This is a genomic window from Salmonella enterica subsp. arizonae (assembly GCF_008692845.1).
Taxonomy (GTDB): domain Bacteria; phylum Pseudomonadota; class Gammaproteobacteria; order Enterobacterales; family Enterobacteriaceae; genus Salmonella; species Salmonella arizonae.
This window is the reverse complement of sequence record NZ_VXJW01000005.1, coordinates 166,622-183,258: the sequence shown is the minus strand read 5'-3', so window position 1 is coordinate 183,258 and position 16,637 is coordinate 166,622. Positions and strand designations below refer to the sequence as shown.

14 protein-coding genes are annotated in these 16,637 nt (G+C 54.3%); 8 read left to right on the top strand and 6 right to left on the bottom strand.

Annotation, left to right across the window (positions count from 1 at the left end; translation table 11 throughout):
* The first annotated feature begins 142 nt into the window (after positions 1-142).
* A complete protein-coding gene (gene rapA / locus F4V61_RS11715; protein WP_001116961.1) occupies positions 143-3,049 on the top strand; it encodes an RNA polymerase-associated protein RapA in 2,907 nt (968 codons plus the stop codon).
* A gap of 11 nt (positions 3,050-3,060) precedes the next feature.
* Positions 3,061-3,720 (top strand): bifunctional tRNA pseudouridine(32) synthase/23S rRNA pseudouridine(746) synthase RluA, encoded by a 660-nt coding sequence (gene rluA / locus F4V61_RS11710; RefSeq protein ID WP_080160915.1) that lies wholly within the window; start codon positions 3,061-3,063, stop codon positions 3,718-3,720.
* A gap of 75 nt (positions 3,721-3,795) precedes the next feature.
* Here the strand turns inward: rluA and djlA are convergent, their stop codons facing one another.
* Positions 3,796-4,605, bottom strand: coding sequence for a co-chaperone DjlA (djlA, locus tag F4V61_RS11705; RefSeq protein WP_001200598.1), 810 nt, complete (start codon positions 4,603-4,605; stop codon positions 3,796-3,798).
* A gap of 253 nt (positions 4,606-4,858) precedes the next feature.
* Between djlA and lptD the strand changes: the two genes are divergently transcribed.
* From lptD to apaH, 6 genes are read left to right on the top strand one after another with little or no spacing between them, the layout of a single operon-like run.
* Positions 4,859-7,213 carry an LPS assembly protein LptD gene (gene lptD / locus F4V61_RS11700; RefSeq protein ID WP_080152947.1) on the top strand — a complete coding sequence of 785 codons (2,355 nt, stop codon included), beginning with the start codon at positions 4,859-4,861 and terminating at the stop codon, positions 7,211-7,213.
* 53 nt (positions 7,214-7,266) lie between these two features.
* Positions 7,267-8,553 (top strand): peptidylprolyl isomerase SurA, encoded by a 1,287-nt coding sequence (surA, locus tag F4V61_RS11695; protein WP_038396989.1) that lies wholly within the window; start codon positions 7,267-7,269, stop codon positions 8,551-8,553.
* The gene (gene pdxA, locus F4V61_RS11690; protein ID WP_038396990.1) at positions 8,553-9,542 is read left to right on the top strand and encodes a 4-hydroxythreonine-4-phosphate dehydrogenase PdxA; all 990 of its coding nucleotides are present in this window, start codon (positions 8,553-8,555) and stop codon (positions 9,540-9,542) included. The genes surA and pdxA overlap by 1 nt, the downstream gene beginning before the upstream one ends.
* On the top strand, positions 9,539-10,360 hold the full coding sequence (gene rsmA, locus F4V61_RS11685; protein WP_001065397.1) for a 16S rRNA (adenine(1518)-N(6)/adenine(1519)-N(6))-dimethyltransferase RsmA: 822 nt from the start codon (positions 9,539-9,541) through the stop codon (positions 10,358-10,360). The genes pdxA and rsmA overlap by 4 nt, the downstream gene beginning before the upstream one ends.
* Positions 10,361-10,362: 2 nt before the next feature.
* On the top strand, positions 10,363-10,740 hold the full coding sequence (gene apaG / locus F4V61_RS11680) for a Co2+/Mg2+ efflux protein ApaG (protein ID WP_000610894.1): 378 nt from the start codon (positions 10,363-10,365) through the stop codon (positions 10,738-10,740).
* Between the two features lie 10 nt (positions 10,741-10,750).
* Complete coding sequence (gene apaH / locus F4V61_RS11675) at positions 10,751-11,599, top strand: bis(5'-nucleosyl)-tetraphosphatase (symmetrical) ApaH (protein WP_000257213.1); 849 nt, start codon at positions 10,751-10,753, stop codon at positions 11,597-11,599.
* A 148-nt stretch (positions 11,600-11,747) separates the two neighbouring features.
* Here apaH and folA read toward each other — a convergent pair whose 3' ends face one another.
* The 5 genes from folA to F4V61_RS11650 all read right to left on the bottom strand — a co-directional run bounded on the left by folA (position 11,748) and on the right by F4V61_RS11650 (position 16,570).
* Complete coding sequence (gene folA, locus F4V61_RS11670) at positions 11,748-12,227, bottom strand: type 3 dihydrofolate reductase (RefSeq protein WP_000624384.1); 480 nt, start codon at positions 12,225-12,227, stop codon at positions 11,748-11,750.
* A 197-nt stretch (positions 12,228-12,424) separates the two neighbouring features.
* On the bottom strand, positions 12,425-14,287 hold the full coding sequence (gene kefC / locus F4V61_RS11665; protein WP_080160916.1) for a glutathione-regulated potassium-efflux system protein KefC: 1,863 nt from the start codon (positions 14,285-14,287) through the stop codon (positions 12,425-12,427).
* The gene (gene kefF / locus F4V61_RS11660; protein WP_000600716.1) at positions 14,280-14,810 is read right to left on the bottom strand and encodes a glutathione-regulated potassium-efflux system oxidoreductase KefF; all 531 of its coding nucleotides are present in this window, start codon (positions 14,808-14,810) and stop codon (positions 14,280-14,282) included. The genes kefC and kefF overlap by 8 nt, the downstream gene beginning before the upstream one ends.
* A gap of 100 nt (positions 14,811-14,910) precedes the next feature.
* Positions 14,911-15,141, bottom strand: a complete 231-nt coding sequence (locus F4V61_RS11655) for a YgdI/YgdR family lipoprotein (protein WP_001172092.1) — start codon at positions 15,139-15,141, stop codon at positions 14,911-14,913.
* Positions 15,142-15,229: 88 nt separating this feature from the next.
* On the bottom strand, positions 15,230-16,570 hold the full coding sequence (locus F4V61_RS11650; protein ID WP_001136165.1) for an MFS transporter: 1,341 nt from the start codon (positions 16,568-16,570) through the stop codon (positions 15,230-15,232).
* Positions 16,571-16,637 lie beyond the last annotated feature (67 nt).

Here is a 16,637-nt window from a genome sequence, read left to right as displayed (position 1 = left end):
AGCGCCCTTTCCATTCCTGGACCTAATTAACGCCACTACCACATTAGCCTGGTAGCGGGGTCGTATACTTGCAATTATCCAGCGCTATCGCCTGGGTATGACGAGTAATGCCTGCAATCAAAGATATAGAGCCTAACAAAATATGCCTTTTACACTTGGTCAACGCTGGATCAGCGATACAGAAAGCGAACTGGGACTTGGAACCGTTGTTGCGATGGATGCGCGAACCGTCACCTTACTTTTCCCATCCACAGGGGAAAACCGTCTGTATGCGCGCAGTGATTCTCCCGTGACCCGCGTCATGTTCAACCCTGGCGATACGATTACAAGCCATGAAGGCTGGCAGCTACATATTGATGAAGTAAAAGAAGAAAATGGCCTGCTTGCCTATGTCGGCACCCGACTGGATACCGAAGAGACCAATGTGACGTTGCGCGAAGTTCTGCTCGACAGCAAGTTGGTTTTCAGTAAGCCCCAGGATCGTCTGTTCGCCGGTCAAATCGATCGAATGGATCGGTTCGCGCTGCGCTATCGCGCCCGGAAATTTCAGAGCGAGCAGTACCGTATGCCGTACAGCGGCCTGCGCGGCCAGCGGACCAATCTGATCCCGCATCAGCTTAATATCGCTCATGATGTTGGTCGTCGCCATGCGCCGCGCGTACTGCTGGCGGACGAAGTGGGCTTAGGGAAAACCATTGAAGCCGGGATGATTCTGCATCAACAGTTGTTATCAGGCGCGGCGGAACGCGTATTGATCATCGTTCCGGAAACCCTGCAACACCAGTGGCTGGTAGAAATGCTGCGCCGTTTCAACCTGCGCTTCGCGCTGTTTGATGACGAACGCTATACCGAAGCACAGCACGACGCGTATAACCCGTTTGAAACCGAACAACTGGTGATCTGCTCGCTGGATTTCGCCCGCCGTAATAAGCAGCGTCTGGAACATTTGTGCGACGCCGAGTGGGATTTACTGGTGGTCGACGAAGCGCACCATCTGGTGTGGAGCATCGATGCGCCGAGCCGTGAATATATGGCCATCGAACAGTTAGCCGAACGCGTGCCGGGCGTGCTGCTGCTGACCGCCACGCCGGAACAACTGGGGATGGAAAGCCATTTCGCCCGTCTGCGCCTGCTCGATCCGAACCGTTTCCACGATTTCGCACAGTTTGTCGAAGAACAGAAAAACTACCGTCCTGTCGCCGATGCGGTGGCCATGCTGCTGGCAGGCAATAAGCTCAGCAACGACGAACTGAACAGGCTGGGCGATCTGATCGGCGAACAGGATATCGAACCGCTGTTGCAGGCGGCTAATAGCGATCGCGACGACGCGCAGGCCGCCCGTCAGGAACTGGTGTCGATGCTAATGGATCGCCACGGCACTAGCCGCGTTCTGTTCCGCAACACCCGTAACGGCGTCAAGGGGTTCCCGAAACGTGAACTGCATACGGTAAAACTGCCGTTGCCGACCCAGTATCAGACTGCCATTAAGGTCTCCGGCATTATGGGCGCGCGTAAAAGCGCGGAAGATCGCGCCCGCGATATGCTCTATCCGGAACAAATTTATCAGGAGTTCGAAGGCGATACCGGCACCTGGTGGAACTTCGACCCGCGCGTTGAGTGGCTGATGGGCTATCTGACCAGCCATCGTTCGCAAAAAGTGCTGGTGATCTGCGCCAAGGCGACCACCGCGTTACAACTGGAGCAGGTGCTGCGCGAGCGCGAAGGCATCCGCGCCGCCGTATTCCATGAAGGTATGTCGATTATCGAACGCGACCGCGCCGCCGCCTGGTTCGCCGAAGAAGATACCGGCGCGCAGGTGCTGTTATGTTCCGAAATCGGCTCCGAAGGACGTAACTTCCAGTTTGCCAGCAATCTGGTGATGTTCGACTTGCCGTTTAACCCGGATCTGCTGGAACAGCGTATTGGTCGTCTGGATCGTATCGGCCAGGCGCATGATATCCAGATTCACGTCCCGTACCTGGAAAAAACCGCCCAGTCGGTGCTGGTTCGCTGGTATCACGAAGGGCTGGACGCCTTTGAGCACACCTGCCCGACCGGTCGCGCTATTTATGATTCAGCCTACGCCAGTCTGATTAACTATCTGGGGGCACCTGAAGAAACAGACGGGTTTGACGATCTGATCACATCCTGCCGCGAGCAGCATGAAGCGCTAAAAGCCCAGTTAGAGCAGGGCCGCGATCGCCTGCTGGAAATCCACTCCAACGGTGGGGAAAAAGCCCAACAGCTTGCGCAAAGCATTGAAGAACAGGACGATGACACCAGCCTGATCGCGTTCGCCATGAACCTGTTCGATATCATTGGTATTAACCAGGACGATCGCGGCGACAACCTGATCGTGCTGACGCCGTCTGACCACATGCTGGTGCCTGACTTCCCTGGTCTGCCGGAAGACGGCTGTACTATCACGTTTGAACGTGACGTCGCGCTATCTCGCGAAGATGCGCAATTTATTACCTGGGAACATCCGCTTATCCGTAACGGTCTGGATCTGATCCTCTCCGGCGATACCGGCAGTAGCACCATTTCGCTGCTGAAAAATAAAGCGCTTCCGGTAGGCACGCTGCTGGTTGAGCTGATTTACGTCGTGGAAGCGCAGGCACCGAAACAGCTACAACTGAACCGCTTCCTGCCGCCGACGCCGGTCCGTATGCTGTTAGATAAAAACGGTAATAATCTGGCCGCCCAGGTCGAGTTTGAAACCTTTAACCGTCAGTTAAGCGCCGTTAATCGCCACACTGGCAGCAAACTGGTCAATGCCGTTCAACAGGACGTCCACGCTATTTTACAACTAGGCGAGACCCAGATTGAAAAATCCGCCAGGGCGCTGATTGATAACGCGCGTCGCGAGGCGGATGAAAAGCTGTCCGGAGAACTGTCGCGTCTGGAAGCGCTGCGCGCCGTCAACCCGAACATTCGCGATGACGAACTTGCCGCTATCGACAGTAACCGTCAACAGGTGCTGGAAAGTCTTAATCAGGCTAGCTGGCGTCTGGACGCGCTTCGCCTTATCGTCGTCACGCACCAATAACGGAGCCGTACATGGGGATGGAAAACTACAATCCGCCGCAGGATCCCTGGCTAGTTATCCTGTATCAGGATGAACACATTATGGTGGTCAACAAGCCCAGCGGCCTGTTGTCCGTGCCAGGACGTCTGGAAGCGCACAAAGATAGCATTATGACGCGTATCCAGCGCGACTACCCGCAGGCAGAATCGGTGCATCGTCTGGATATGGCGACCAGCGGCGTGATTGTCGTCGCGCTGACCAAAGCCGCGGAACGGGAGCTGAAACGCCAGTTCCGCGAACGTGAGCCAAAAAAGCAGTATATAGCGCGCGTATGGGGGCATCCCACCCCAGCGGAGGGGCTGATCGACTTACCGCTCATCTGCGACTGGCCGAACCGGCCAAAGCAGAAAGTGTGTTATGAAACCGGCAAACCGGCGCAAACGGAATATAACGTGGTGGACTTTGCGGCGGATAATACCGCCCGCGTGGCGCTCCAACCAATCACCGGACGTTCCCATCAGCTTCGTGTGCATATGCAGGCACTGGGCCACCCGATTTTAGGCGATCGATTTTACGCCTCGCCAGAGGCGTTGTCGCTGGCGCCGCGTTTGCAGTTACATGCCGAAATGCTGACCATTACCCATCCTACTTACGGCACGAGCATGACCTTTAAAGCGCCAGCGGATTTTTAGATGGTGCTTCGCTTATCCGGCCTACACATCTTCGTAGGCCGGATAAGACGCTTGCGTCGCCATCCGGCAAAACGATTACTTGAATCCTTTCTGTTCTTTAATTAATTCATACGCTTTCTGAATTTCCTGCGCTTTTTGCTTCGCCATCTCCATCATTTCCGGCGGCAATCCTTTCGCCACCAGCTTATCGGGGTGATGCTCGCTCATCAGCTTGCGATAAGCGCGTTTAATGGTGGTCGCATCGTCGGTGGTTTTAACCCCCAGCACATTACAGGCATCTTCCAGAGTCGGCCCGCGCTGCGCCTGCTGCCAGCCGCCGGACTGTTGATGATAACCGCCGCCGAACTGCGCGCCACCCTGCATCATGCGCAGAAACTGATCGAACTGCATACGGGAAATGCCTAGCTCTTCCGCAATCACATACAGCACCTCCCGCTCATTAGGGTGCAGCGAGCCATCGGCAAACGCCGCCTGGATCTGAATTTCCAGAAACATCCGGATCAGATCAAAACGCCCGAAGCAGGCGCTACGAAACTGCCGCATCTTTTCACGTAATGGGTAATTATCCGCTTTTCCGACCCGAAAGGCGTTCTGCGCGGCGGTACGCGAATCGCCGTGTAAGTTCATGCGATCCATCAACTGGCTGGCAATATGAATGTCCGCTTCCGTCACCCGTCCTTTTGATTTGGTTAAGTGGCCCATCACCTCAAAGGTGGTGGTAAAAAATAGTGCTTGTCGTTCGCGCTGGTTGGCAAACCACGCCATTTTTCGGCTGCGGGCTTTGTCGAACATATGGCCCACCAGCAGACCCAGGACTACGCCCCAAAAGCCGCCGCCCATCATCAGGGCTACGGCGACGCCAATTATCTTTCCCCAGTACTGCATAGACTCCCCAAAACGTTACGCTATCGGTGAGGCTATCTCCCACAAAATAAGGTGCTTTTCCGCTAATGAAGGCTACGGTCAATTGTGGGACATCGCCTATAATTTGCATTATCATACCTGTCATTCAATGCCGTGCCTAACACCACAGACGCTAAACGGCAGGATTAACACTGGCGCAGCGAAGATGAGTAAGTTAGGCTGTGACCGTTTGTCACGCGCAACGCTACCGATGATGGAACAATAAATACAACGTATGAAAAAACGTATTCCCACTCTTCTGGCCACCATGATCGCCAGCGCCCTTTATAGTCATCAGGGTCTGGCAGCCGATCTTGCCTCACAATGTATGTTGGGCGTGCCGAGCTACGATCGTCCTCTGGTAAAAGGCGATACCAACGATCTGCCGGTCACTATTAATGCCGATAACGCTAAAGGAAACTACCCGGACGATGCCGTTTTTACCGGCAACGTGGACATTATGCAGGGGAATAGTCGCCTGCAAGCGGATGAAGTGCAACTTCATCAGAAACAGGCGGAAGGTCAGCCGGAACCTATACGTACTGTCGATGCGTTGGGTAATGTGCATTATGATGACAATCAGGTCATCCTTAAGGGACCGAAGGGCTGGGCGAACCTCAACACCAAAGACACGAACGTCTGGGAAGGCGACTACCAAATGGTGGGCCGTCAGGGGCGCGGTAAAGCCGACCTCATGAAGCAGCGCGGCGAAAACCGCTATACCATTCTGGAAAACGGCAGCTTTACCTCCTGCCTGCCGGGCTCCGATACCTGGAGCGTGGTGGGAAGTGAAGTCATCCATGACCGTGAGGAACAAGTTGCGGAAATCTGGAACGCCCGGTTTAAAGTCGGTCCGGTTCCGATCTTTTATAGCCCCTATTTACAACTGCCGGTCGGTGACAAACGTCGCTCAGGTTTCCTGATCCCGAACGCGAAATACACCACTAATAACTATTTTGAGTTCTACTTACCGTATTACTGGAACATCGCGCCCAATATGGACGCCACCATTACCCCGCACTATATACACCGCCGCGGCAATATCATGTGGGAAAACGAATTCCGTTATCTCACGCAGGCGGGCGCGGGGTTGATGGAATTAGACTATCTGCCTTCTGATAAAGTTTATGAAGATGATCATCCCAAAGAGGGCGATAAGCACCGCTGGTTATTCTACTGGCAGCACTCAGGCGTGATGGATCAGGTGTGGCGTTTTAACGTCGATTACACCAAAGTCAGCGACTCCAGCTACTTTAACGATTTCGACAGTAAGTACGGTTCAAGTACTGACGGCTACGCCACGCAGAAATTCAGCGTCGGCTACGCCGTACAAAACTTTGACGCTACGGTGTCGACCAAGCAATTCCAGGTCTTTAACGATCAGAACAACAGCAGCTACTCGGCGGAGCCGCAGTTAGACGTTAACTACTACCATAACGATCTTGGGCCGTTTGATACCCGGATTTACGGCCAGGCGGTACACTTTGTCAACACCAGAGACGATATGCCGGAAGCGACCCGCGTCCACCTGGAGCCGACCATTAATCTGCCGCTCTCCAACCGCTGGGGCAGTCTGAACACCGAAGCGAAGCTGATGGCGACGCACTACCAGCAAACGAATCTGGATTGGTACAACTCCACTAACAGCAAAAAACTGGAAGATTCAGTTAACCGCGTCATGCCGCAGTTTAAAGTCGACGGGAAATTAGTCTTCGAACGTGATATGGCGATGCTGGCGCCGGGGTATACCCAAACGCTGGAACCACGCGTGCAGTACCTGTATGTGCCGTATCGCGACCAGAGCGGCATCTATAACTACGACTCTTCTTTACTGCAATCCGACTATAACGGCCTGTTCCGCGACCGCACTTATGGCGGTCTCGACCGTATTGCTTCCGCTAATCAGGTCACGACCGGCGTCACAACACGCATTTATGATGATGCCGCCGTTGAACGTTTTAACGTTTCTGTGGGTCAAATCTACTATTTCACGGAGTCTCGCACCGGCGATGACAACATTAAATGGGAGAATGACGACAAAACCGGTTCGCTGGTGTGGGCAGGCGACACTTACTGGCGTATTTCAGAACGCTGGGGTCTGCGTAGCGGGGTGCAGTACGATACCCGTCTGGATAGCGTCGCCACCAGCAGCAGCAGTCTCGAATACCGACGGGATCAGGATCGTCTGGTGCAGTTGAACTACCGCTATGCCAGCCCGGAATACATTCAGGCCACGTTGCCTTCGTCTTATTCCACGGCAGAGCAGTATAAAAACGGCATCAATCAGGTAGGCGCGGTAGCGAGTTGGCCGATTGCCGATCGCTGGTCGATTGTCGGCGCGTACTACTTCGATACCAATTCGAGCAAACCTGCAGACCAGATGCTTGGCTTGCAGTACAACTCTTGCTGCTATGCGATCCGCGTTGGGTACGAACGTAAGCTGAACGGTTGGGATAACGATAAACAACACGCGATTTATGATAACGCGATCGGCTTCAATATTGAGCTGCGCGGTTTGAGCTCTAACTACGGCCTCGGCACGCAAGAAATGTTGCGTTCTAACATTCTGCCGTATCAAAATTCTATGTAATCTGATTGATTTACCACGTAATCCGCATTGCGGTTAATTGAAATGGAAAAAGTATGAAGAACTGGAAAACGCTGCTTCTCGGTATCGCCATGATCGCGAATACCAGTTTTGCTGCCCCCCAGGTAGTCGATAAAGTCGCAGCCGTCGTCAATAATGGCGTCGTGCTGGAAAGCGACGTTGATGGTTTAATGCAATCAGTCAAACTCAACGCGGGTCAGGCAGGTCAGCAGCTTCCGGACGACGCCACGCTGCGTCACCAGATCCTGGAACGTTTGATCATGGATCAAATTATCCTGCAGATGGGTCAGAAGATGGGGGTGAAAATCACGGATGAGCAGTTGGATCAGGCTATCGCCAACATCGCCAAACAAAATAATATGACGCTGGATCAGATGCGTAGCCGTCTGGCCTACGATGGGCTGAACTATTCAACCTACCGTAACCAGATTCGTAAAGAGATGATTATCTCTGAAGTGCGCAACAACGAGGTTCGTCGCCGTATCACCGTTTTGCCGCAGGAAGTTGACGCGCTGGCAAAACAGATTGGCACCCAAAACGACGCCAACACCGAATTGAATCTGAGCCACATCCTGATTGCGCTGCCGGAGAACCCAACCTCCGGGCAGGTTAACGACGCGCAACGCCAGGCGGAAACGATTGTTGAAGAAGCGCGTAATGGCGCTGATTTCGGCAAACTGGCGATTACCTATTCTGCCGACCAGCAGGCGTTAAAAGGTGGTCGGATGGGCTGGGGCCGAATTCAGGAACTGCCGGGAATTTTCGCCCAGGCGCTGAGCACCGCGAAGAAAGGCGACATTGTCGGTCCGATTCGTTCCGGCGTCGGCTTCCACATTCTGAAAGTGAACGACCTGCGTGGTCAGAGCCAGAATATCTCCGTGACCGAAGTTCACGCTCGCCACATTCTGCTTAAGCCGTCGCCGATTATGACCGATCAGCAGGCGCGCCTGAAGCTGGAAGAAATTGCGGCTGATATTAAGAGCGGTAAAACCACGTTTGCCGCCGCGGCGAAAGAGTACTCTCAGGACCCAGGCTCCGCTAACCAGGGCGGTGATTTAGGTTGGGCTACGCCAGATATTTTCGATCCGGCGTTCCGCGACGCGCTGATGAAGCTGCAGAAAGGCCAAATGAGCGCGCCGGTACACTCCTCTTTCGGCTGGCATCTGATCGAATTGCTGGATACGCGTAAGGTAGACAAAACCGACGCGGCGCAGAAAGATCGCGCTTATCGTATGCTGATGAACCGTAAATTCTCAGAAGAAGCGGCGACCTGGATGCAAGAACAGCGCGCCAGTGCTTACGTTAAGATTCTGAGTAACTAATGAGCAGTGCACAACGCGTTGTTATTACTCCCGGCGAACCCGCCGGGATTGGCCCCGACCTTGTTGTCCAGTTGGCGCAACGTGCGTGGCCGGTAGAACTGGTCGTCTGTGCGGATGGCGCGCTCCTGACGGAGCGGGCCGCCATACTCGGCCTGCCCCTCTCGCTTCTCCCCTACTCGCCTGATGTCCCCGCCGCACCGCAGCCTGCGGGAACGCTGACCCTATTGCCGGTATCGCTGCGCGCGCCAGCGTCCCCCGGTCAGTTGACGGTAGAAAATGGCACCTATGTGGTGGAAATGCTGGCGCGGGCCTGTGACGGCTGCCTGCAAAATGAATTCGCCGCGCTGATCACCGGGCCGGTGCATAAAGGCGTGATCAATGACGCTGGCATTCCGTTCACCGGGCATACGGAGTTTTTTGAGGAGCGCTCGCGGGCGAAAAAAGTGGTGATGATGCTGGCGACCGAAGCGCTGCGTGTCGCGCTGGCGACTACGCATCTGCCGCTTCGCGCGATTGCTGATGCGATTACGCCTGCGTTACTCCACGATGTGATTGCTATTTTACATCACGATCTGCGGACGAAATTCGGGCTACGCAACCCTCATATTCTGGTGTGCGGTCTTAACCCGCACGCGGGTGAAGGCGGCCATATGGGGACGGAAGAGATAGACACTATCATTCCGGTACTCGACGAACTGCGCGCGCAGGGAATGCACCTTACTGGTCCGCTGCCCGCAGATACGCTGTTTCAGCCTAAATATCTCGACCATGCTGATGCGGTGCTGGCAATGTACCACGATCAGGGTCTGCCCGTGCTAAAATACCAAGGATTCGGTCGGGGAGTGAATATTACGCTCGGCCTACCTTTTATTCGAACCTCCGTTGACCACGGCACCGCGCTTGAACTGGCGGGTCAGGGAAAAGCGGATGTCGGCAGTTTTATTACGGCGCTTAATCTCGCCATCAAAATGATTGTTAATACCCAATGAATAATCGAGTCCATCAGGGCCATTTAGCCCGTAAACGCTTCGGGCAAAACTTTCTCAACGATCGGTTTGTGATCGACAGTATTGTTTCTGCTATTAATCCGCAAAAAGGCCAGGCGATGGTTGAAATCGGCCCAGGTCTGGCCGCTCTGACGGAACCGGTCGGCGAACGACTGGATAAGCTCACGGTTATTGAGCTTGACCGCGATCTGGCGGCGCGTTTGCAAACCCATCCATTCTTGGGACCGAAGCTGACCATTTATCAGCAGGACGCCATGACCATGAACTTTGGCGAACTGTCTGCGCAGTTGGGCCAACCGCTGCGTGTTTTCGGCAATCTGCCCTATAACATCTCCACCCCGCTGATGTTTCATCTCTTTAGCTATACTGATGCCATTGCCGACATGCATTTTATGTTACAAAAAGAAGTGGTAAATCGTCTGGTTGCAGGGCCGAACAGCAAAGCGTATGGTCGTTTAAGCGTGATGGCGCAATATTACTGTCAGGTGATCCCAGTGCTAGAAGTGCCGCCATCCGCCTTCACGCCGCCGCCCAAAGTGGACTCCGCCGTGGTGCGTCTGGTGCCACACGCAACGATGCCTTACCCGGTTAAAGATATTCGCGTGTTGAGCCGTATCACCACCGAGGCCTTTAACCAGCGCCGTAAAACGATCCGTAACAGTCTCGGCAATCTTTTTAGCGTTGAGACGTTGACGGAAATGGGTATTGACCCGGCAATGCGCGCGGAAAATATCTCTGTCGCTCAGTACTGCCAGATGGCCAACTATCTGTCGGAAAACGCGCCTTTGAAGGAGAGTTAAACATGATCAATTCGCCCAGAGTGTGTATTCAGGTGCAAAGCGTCTACATTGAGGCGCAATCCTCACCTGACGATGAACGTTACGTTTTTGCCTATACCGTGACCATCCGCAATCTGGGCCGGGCGCCAGTGCAGCTACTGGGCCGTTACTGGCTGATCACCAATGGTCATGGTCGTGAAACTGAAGTCCAGGGCGAAGGCGTGGTTGGCGTTCAGCCGCGCATTGCGCCAGGCGAAGAGTATCAGTACACCAGCGGCGCGGTCATTGAAACGCCGCTGGGCACCATGCAGGGTCATTACGAAATGATCGATGAAAATGGCGATGCCTTTACCATCGACATCCCCGTGTTTCGACTCGCCGTCCCTACACTCATTCACTAAAACTATAGCAATGGCAACTTACCTCATCGGCGACGTTCACGGTTGTTACGACGAACTGATCGCCTTATTACAGCAAGTGGAATTTACGCCAGAAACAGATACTCTGTGGCTGACTGGCGATTTGGTCGCCCGCGGGCCCGGTTCGCTGGACGTGTTGCGCTACGTCAAATCACTTGGTGATAGCGTTCGTCTGGTGTTGGGGAATCACGATTTACACCTACTGGCCGTGTTCGCCGGGATTAGTCGCAACAAACCCAAAGACCGGCTGACCCCGCTTCTTGAAGCGCCGGACGCCGATGAGCTGCTTAATTGGTTGCGTCGTCAGCCGCTGTTGCAGGTCGACGAGGAGAAGAAGCTGGTCATGGCGCATGCGGGTATTACGCCGCAGTGGGATTTGCAGACGGCAAAAGAGTGCGCCCGCGATGTTGAAGCGGTTCTGTCAAGCGACTCGTACCCGTTTTTCCTCGACGCGATGTATGGCGATATGCCGAATAACTGGTCGCCGGAGTTAAGCGGACTGGCGCGGCTGCGCTTTATAACCAATGCCTTTACCCGTATGCGCTACTGCTTTCCTAACGGTCAGTTGGATATGTACAGCAAAGCGTCGCCGGAAAATGCCCCTGCGCCGCTGAAGCCGTGGTTTGCCATTCCAGGGCCGGTAAGCGAGGCTTACAGCATTGCGTTCGGGCACTGGGCATCGCTGGATGGGAAAGGGACGCCGGACGGTATTTACGCGCTGGATACTGGCTGCTGCTGGGGCGGGAAGCTGACCTGTTTACGGTGGGAAGATAAACAGTATTTTGTGCAGCCGTCAAACCGTCAGATGGATATGGGCGAAGGCGAAGCGATTAACGCCTGATGAGGATAGCCCAGGCCGGATAAGGCGTTTACGCCGCCATCCGGCATTCATGCCAGCGCATCATCGCCTGATGGCGCTGCGCTTATCAGACCTACAAACTTAATGTTGTAGACCTGATAAAGCGTTTTGGCAACATACCCGCCGCCGCTTACCGACGCTCCAGAATCTCGAAACAATAGCTGTGAGAGTTCTGCGCATCGGCATCGTGAAATTCACTGAATACCGACTCCCAGTCATCCGGTTCATAATCCGGAAAATGGGTATCGCCTTCGACTTCCGCATCAATATGCGTCAGATAAAGCTTCTGCGCTTTTGGCAGAAACTGCTCGTACACGCGCCCGCCGCCAATGACCATAATTTCCGGCGCATCGCCGCAAGCGGCAATCGCTTCATCAACAGACTTGACCCACTGCACGCGATCGTCGGTACCCGACTGGCTGCTGATGACAATATTTTTACGTCCCGGTAAGGGGCGTCCAATAGACTCCCAGGTGTGACGTCCCATGACGACAGGTTTATTTAACGTGTTACGTTTAAACCAGGCGAGATCGGCAGGCAGGTTCCACGGCATGGCGTTTTCCATACCGATGACGCGATCCACCGCTAACGCCGCAATCAGACTGATCATTGATTATTTCCTGATACAAAAAAATTGCCGCCACTATACGTAAAGCGCAATCTTTCGTCGACTGACGAAAAGAGGATGAGCACGAAAATTTTTCGTTCTGCTGGCGACGCCACTCATTTGATGTGGAGCGCCAGCATTACAGTAGTTCAAAAACAGCCAATTAGCAGTAAAGTTTGCAGAACATCACATTTTTTACTTTATGTTGACGGTTTCACCTGGGGTTCATCGGCGATGTCCCCCGTATGCTTGCCCTCAGCCGTTCCCTGCCAGCCGTGGCGCTGAATCAACGACAAATGCTCCCGGTCCTCAGTAATAATTTCGCTCAACATCGCGCTGGTACGTTTATAGGCGGCGGCGCGAGATAATGGATCGTTTTCCCCTTTCGCCATCTCTTCCACCATCTGCGTATTAAAATGGCGGAACAGATCCGCACGCTCGCGGGCTTCATAACGCCCCAGTCCCAGAGCTTCCAGCGCCTGCCGCCCGCTTTTGAGCGCGCTTTCGAAGGTCTCACGTTCTGGCATCGCCACGCCGGCCTGTCGCAGGCGAATGTAATGATCGACATCACGGGCGCGGGCGATAATCTGCAGATGCGGGAAGTGCGTCTTTACCAGTTCGCTCAGTTGCAGATTGGTTTGCGGATCGTCAATGGCGTTAATCAATACCTCCGCCTTCGCCGCCCCGGCAGACTCCAGCAAATCCATACGCGTCGCGTCGCCATAAAAAACCTTCATGCCGAATTTACGCAGCGTTTCGATATGATCGGGGTCGTGATCGAGCACCACCATCTTCACCCCGCTCGACAGCAGCAGACGCCCGGCTATCTGACCAAATCGCCCAAACCCAGCCACAATGACCCGCGGTTGCTCTTCATCGATTTCATCCGCCTCACGCGCTTCACCCGTCGCGGCCTTCTCCATGCGCGTCAGCAGCACCAGAAAAATCGGCGTTGCCGCCATCGACAGCGCGACCGTCAGCGTCAGCGCTTTCGCCCACTCCGGCTCAAGTACATCCGCCATTTGCGCCGCGCCAAAAACCACAAACGCAAACTCACTTCCCTGACCTAATAAGACGGCAAACCAGCGACGCTGTTTTGCCGGTACGCCCAGGGGCCTCGCGACCAGCCACAGCATGACGATTTTGATCGCCAGAAAACCGGCCAGCAACAGCAGAATACGCAGCGGATTGTCCACCAACGTGCCGAAATCAATCGACATGCCGACGCCAATAAAGAACAGCCCCAGCAGCAACCCCTTAAAGGGTTCAATATCGCTTTCCAGCGCATGACGATATTCCGAACTCGCCAGCAGAACGCCCGCCAGGAACGCGCCCATCGCCATGGACAGCCCAACCTCTTCCAGCAACAGGCCGAAACCAAACACCAGAAATAGCGCCACGGCGCTAAACACCTCCCGCAAACCAGAACGCGCGACAAAGCGCAGCGCCGGGCGCGTGACGTAGCGTCCCAACAGCACCACCAGCGCCAACGCGCCTGCGACTTTCAACGCCGACAGCGCAAACGCGCCAAGCGTGGTGGATGCGCCGCTGGCGGCCAACAGCGGAATCATCGCCACCAGCGGGATCGCCGCAATATCCTGGAACAAGAGCACCGCAAATGCGCTACGACCCACTTGTGAAACGGTCAGGTTACGCTCATTCATTGCCTGCATGGCGATAGCCGTGGACGAAAGCGCCAGCGTCATACCGATCAGTTCCGCCACCTGCCAACGCAGGCCAAGAAACATACAGAACAGACCAATCAGTCCGCCGCAGACCACCATCTGCAACGCGCCGCCGCCAAATACCGAGGCGCGTAGCTTCCATAACCGCTGCGGGTCCAGCTCAAGCCCAATGACAAACAACATCAGCACGACGCCGATTTCCGCAAAATGCAGAATAGATTCGGCGTCCGTCACCAGTCGCAGTCCCCAGGGACCGATAATACAACCCGCAATCAGGTATCCCAGCACCGATCCTAAACCCAGACGCACCGCAATCGGCACAATCAGCGCCGCCGAACCAAGATAGATCAGCGCCTGCATTAGCGTATGGCTATCCATGATTCGCCTCCTGCCAGGCCAGTAAACGCTGTTTATAGTGACGCGCCTGCGCCTGTAAGGTGTCGTCATCGCAAATGAACGTGCAGTGCATGGCAAACGGCGGTAGCCACGTTAAACCACAATAGAGCGCCGTCGCCTGTAGCGGCTGAGAAAGGACGTCAAACCCCGGATGCGAACCGATAGTAAAGTGATTTTCGCCGCCGCCTGTCGTTACCGCCCATAACAGATGTTTACCGTGTAACGCCGTACCGCCATGACCGTAAGCCCAGCCGTGGGCGAGGACTTTATCCATCCATAATTTGAGCAACGGAGGAACGCTGTACCACTGCATCGGATGCTGCCAGACGATAAGAGTCGCGCGCGACAGCGCCTGCTGCTCGGCGGCAACGTCAATATTAAAATCGGGATAGAGGTGATAAAGCGAACGTATTTCGACGTTTTCCAGCGTCCCTGCCTGTTCAAGCATCCGTTTATTCGCATGAGAGTGATGCGGATACGGATGCGCATAAATAATGAGGATCATGATTAGCCTGCGATTATCTGTTTTTTTATCACAAAGTGTAGTGACAAATTCGCCAGGCTAATAGTGAATATTATTGAGCGGCTAATCAGAAAAAATTGAATTAATTATCCAGCTCGCTCATATTTTTCAACTGATCGCGGTTAATCTGCTCGGTTTTCCCGGTGGCGGCGTTTTTGTAAGACACCATACCGGTATCGTTATCAACCTCGGGTTTCCCGTCGGTGACGATAGTTTTGCCATCCGTGGTTTTAACCGCCTGGTTAGAAGAGCATCCTGCGACGGTGAATAGGGTTGCTGCGGTAAACAGTGCGGTCATAAGACGTTTTTGCATGGTGTTCTCCCTGCTTTTCAGTTGTTTTAGCATGTGACTGTTAACTGTAGCGTTATTGGCGAAAAGCGGGGAGAAATGCAGAACACTCTTAATGAGGGTTATCCGATGGCGTTCCGCGCAATGTCATGTTTCCGGTCTGTGTTAGCGTCAAGCCGCGGGTTTCCGGAGCAAACATCACCGATACGCCAAGCCCGACTAACGAAATCAACGCGCCAATCAGCATGACGTTATTAATACCGTAACGAGTAATAAAAATCGGTAATGCCCAGGTGGAGACAATGGTTCCGATGCGGCTTAATGACATGATGACCCCCACGGCCGAAGCGCGAATGTCCGTAGGGAAGAGTTCATTAGGATAAAGCCATTGCAGTATGCCCGGTCCGCCGGAAAAGAAGGCGTACACCGCAAACGCCACCACTACCAGTATGATGCCCAGATTTGATACCAACCCCAGCAGCGCCAGCGCGATAGTCATCATTGCGAAGCTGCCAATAAGCAGAGGGCGACGGCCAATACTGTTTAGCCAGAACATCGCCGGTATACAGCCAAGCATAAAAAAGAGGCTAATCACCACATTACCGAGCGCCGCGCTGCGCCCCTGTTCCCAGCCGAGTAACCCGACGATCTGCGGCCCAAAGGTATAGATAGCGAACATCGGGATCACCTGACAGGTCCAGATAGCCGCGACGAACAGTACAAACGGGAAATGACGGCGGTTAAACAGTTGCAGGAAGCGGGTCTCCTGCGGCGGCTCATCGTCAAAGCAGACCGGTTCGCCGAACAGTTTGATCATCATTTGTTCGCACTCTTTTACCCGTCCTTTTCGCAATAGCCAGCGTGGCGATTCCGGCAGGTCAAAGCGGCCAATCAAAATGATTAAGCACGGGATAAAGGCACTGCCAAGCATCCAGCGCCAGCCGCTTTCTATGTCATACAGCCAGTACCCCACCAGATTGGCGCAGGTCGCGCCGACGTACCACATCGCGGCGATAAAACCGATGGAGAACGCGCGCTGGCGGGTATTGGAAAACTCCGTAATCATGGAGGTGGCGATAGGGTAATCCGCGCCGATAACAATGCCAATTAAAACGCGCATCACCAGCAATTCAAGCGGCGTGGAAACAAACATGGTCGCCACGGAGAGAGCGCCGATAGCGATAATATCAAGCAGGAACATTTTACGCCGCCCGACTTTATCGCAAATATAGCCAAACAGCGAGGTGCCGATAAACAGTCCGGCAAGCGTAGCCGCGCCGAGCGCGCCAATCCATTCAGCATCGAGATGTAATAGCGGCGTCAGTTGTTCCAGCGCCACGCCAATGATCACCAGTACGTAGCCATCAAGGAACGGACCGCCGCTTCCCCACAGCATAATTCTGCGGTGAATAGAGGAGAATTTAAGGTCGTCAAAGTTTCTGGGCTGCGGCATGGTGATGTCCTGTTTTATCCTGGTTGCCTGATGGCGCTGCGCTTATCAGGCCTACAGAGTCCGTGAG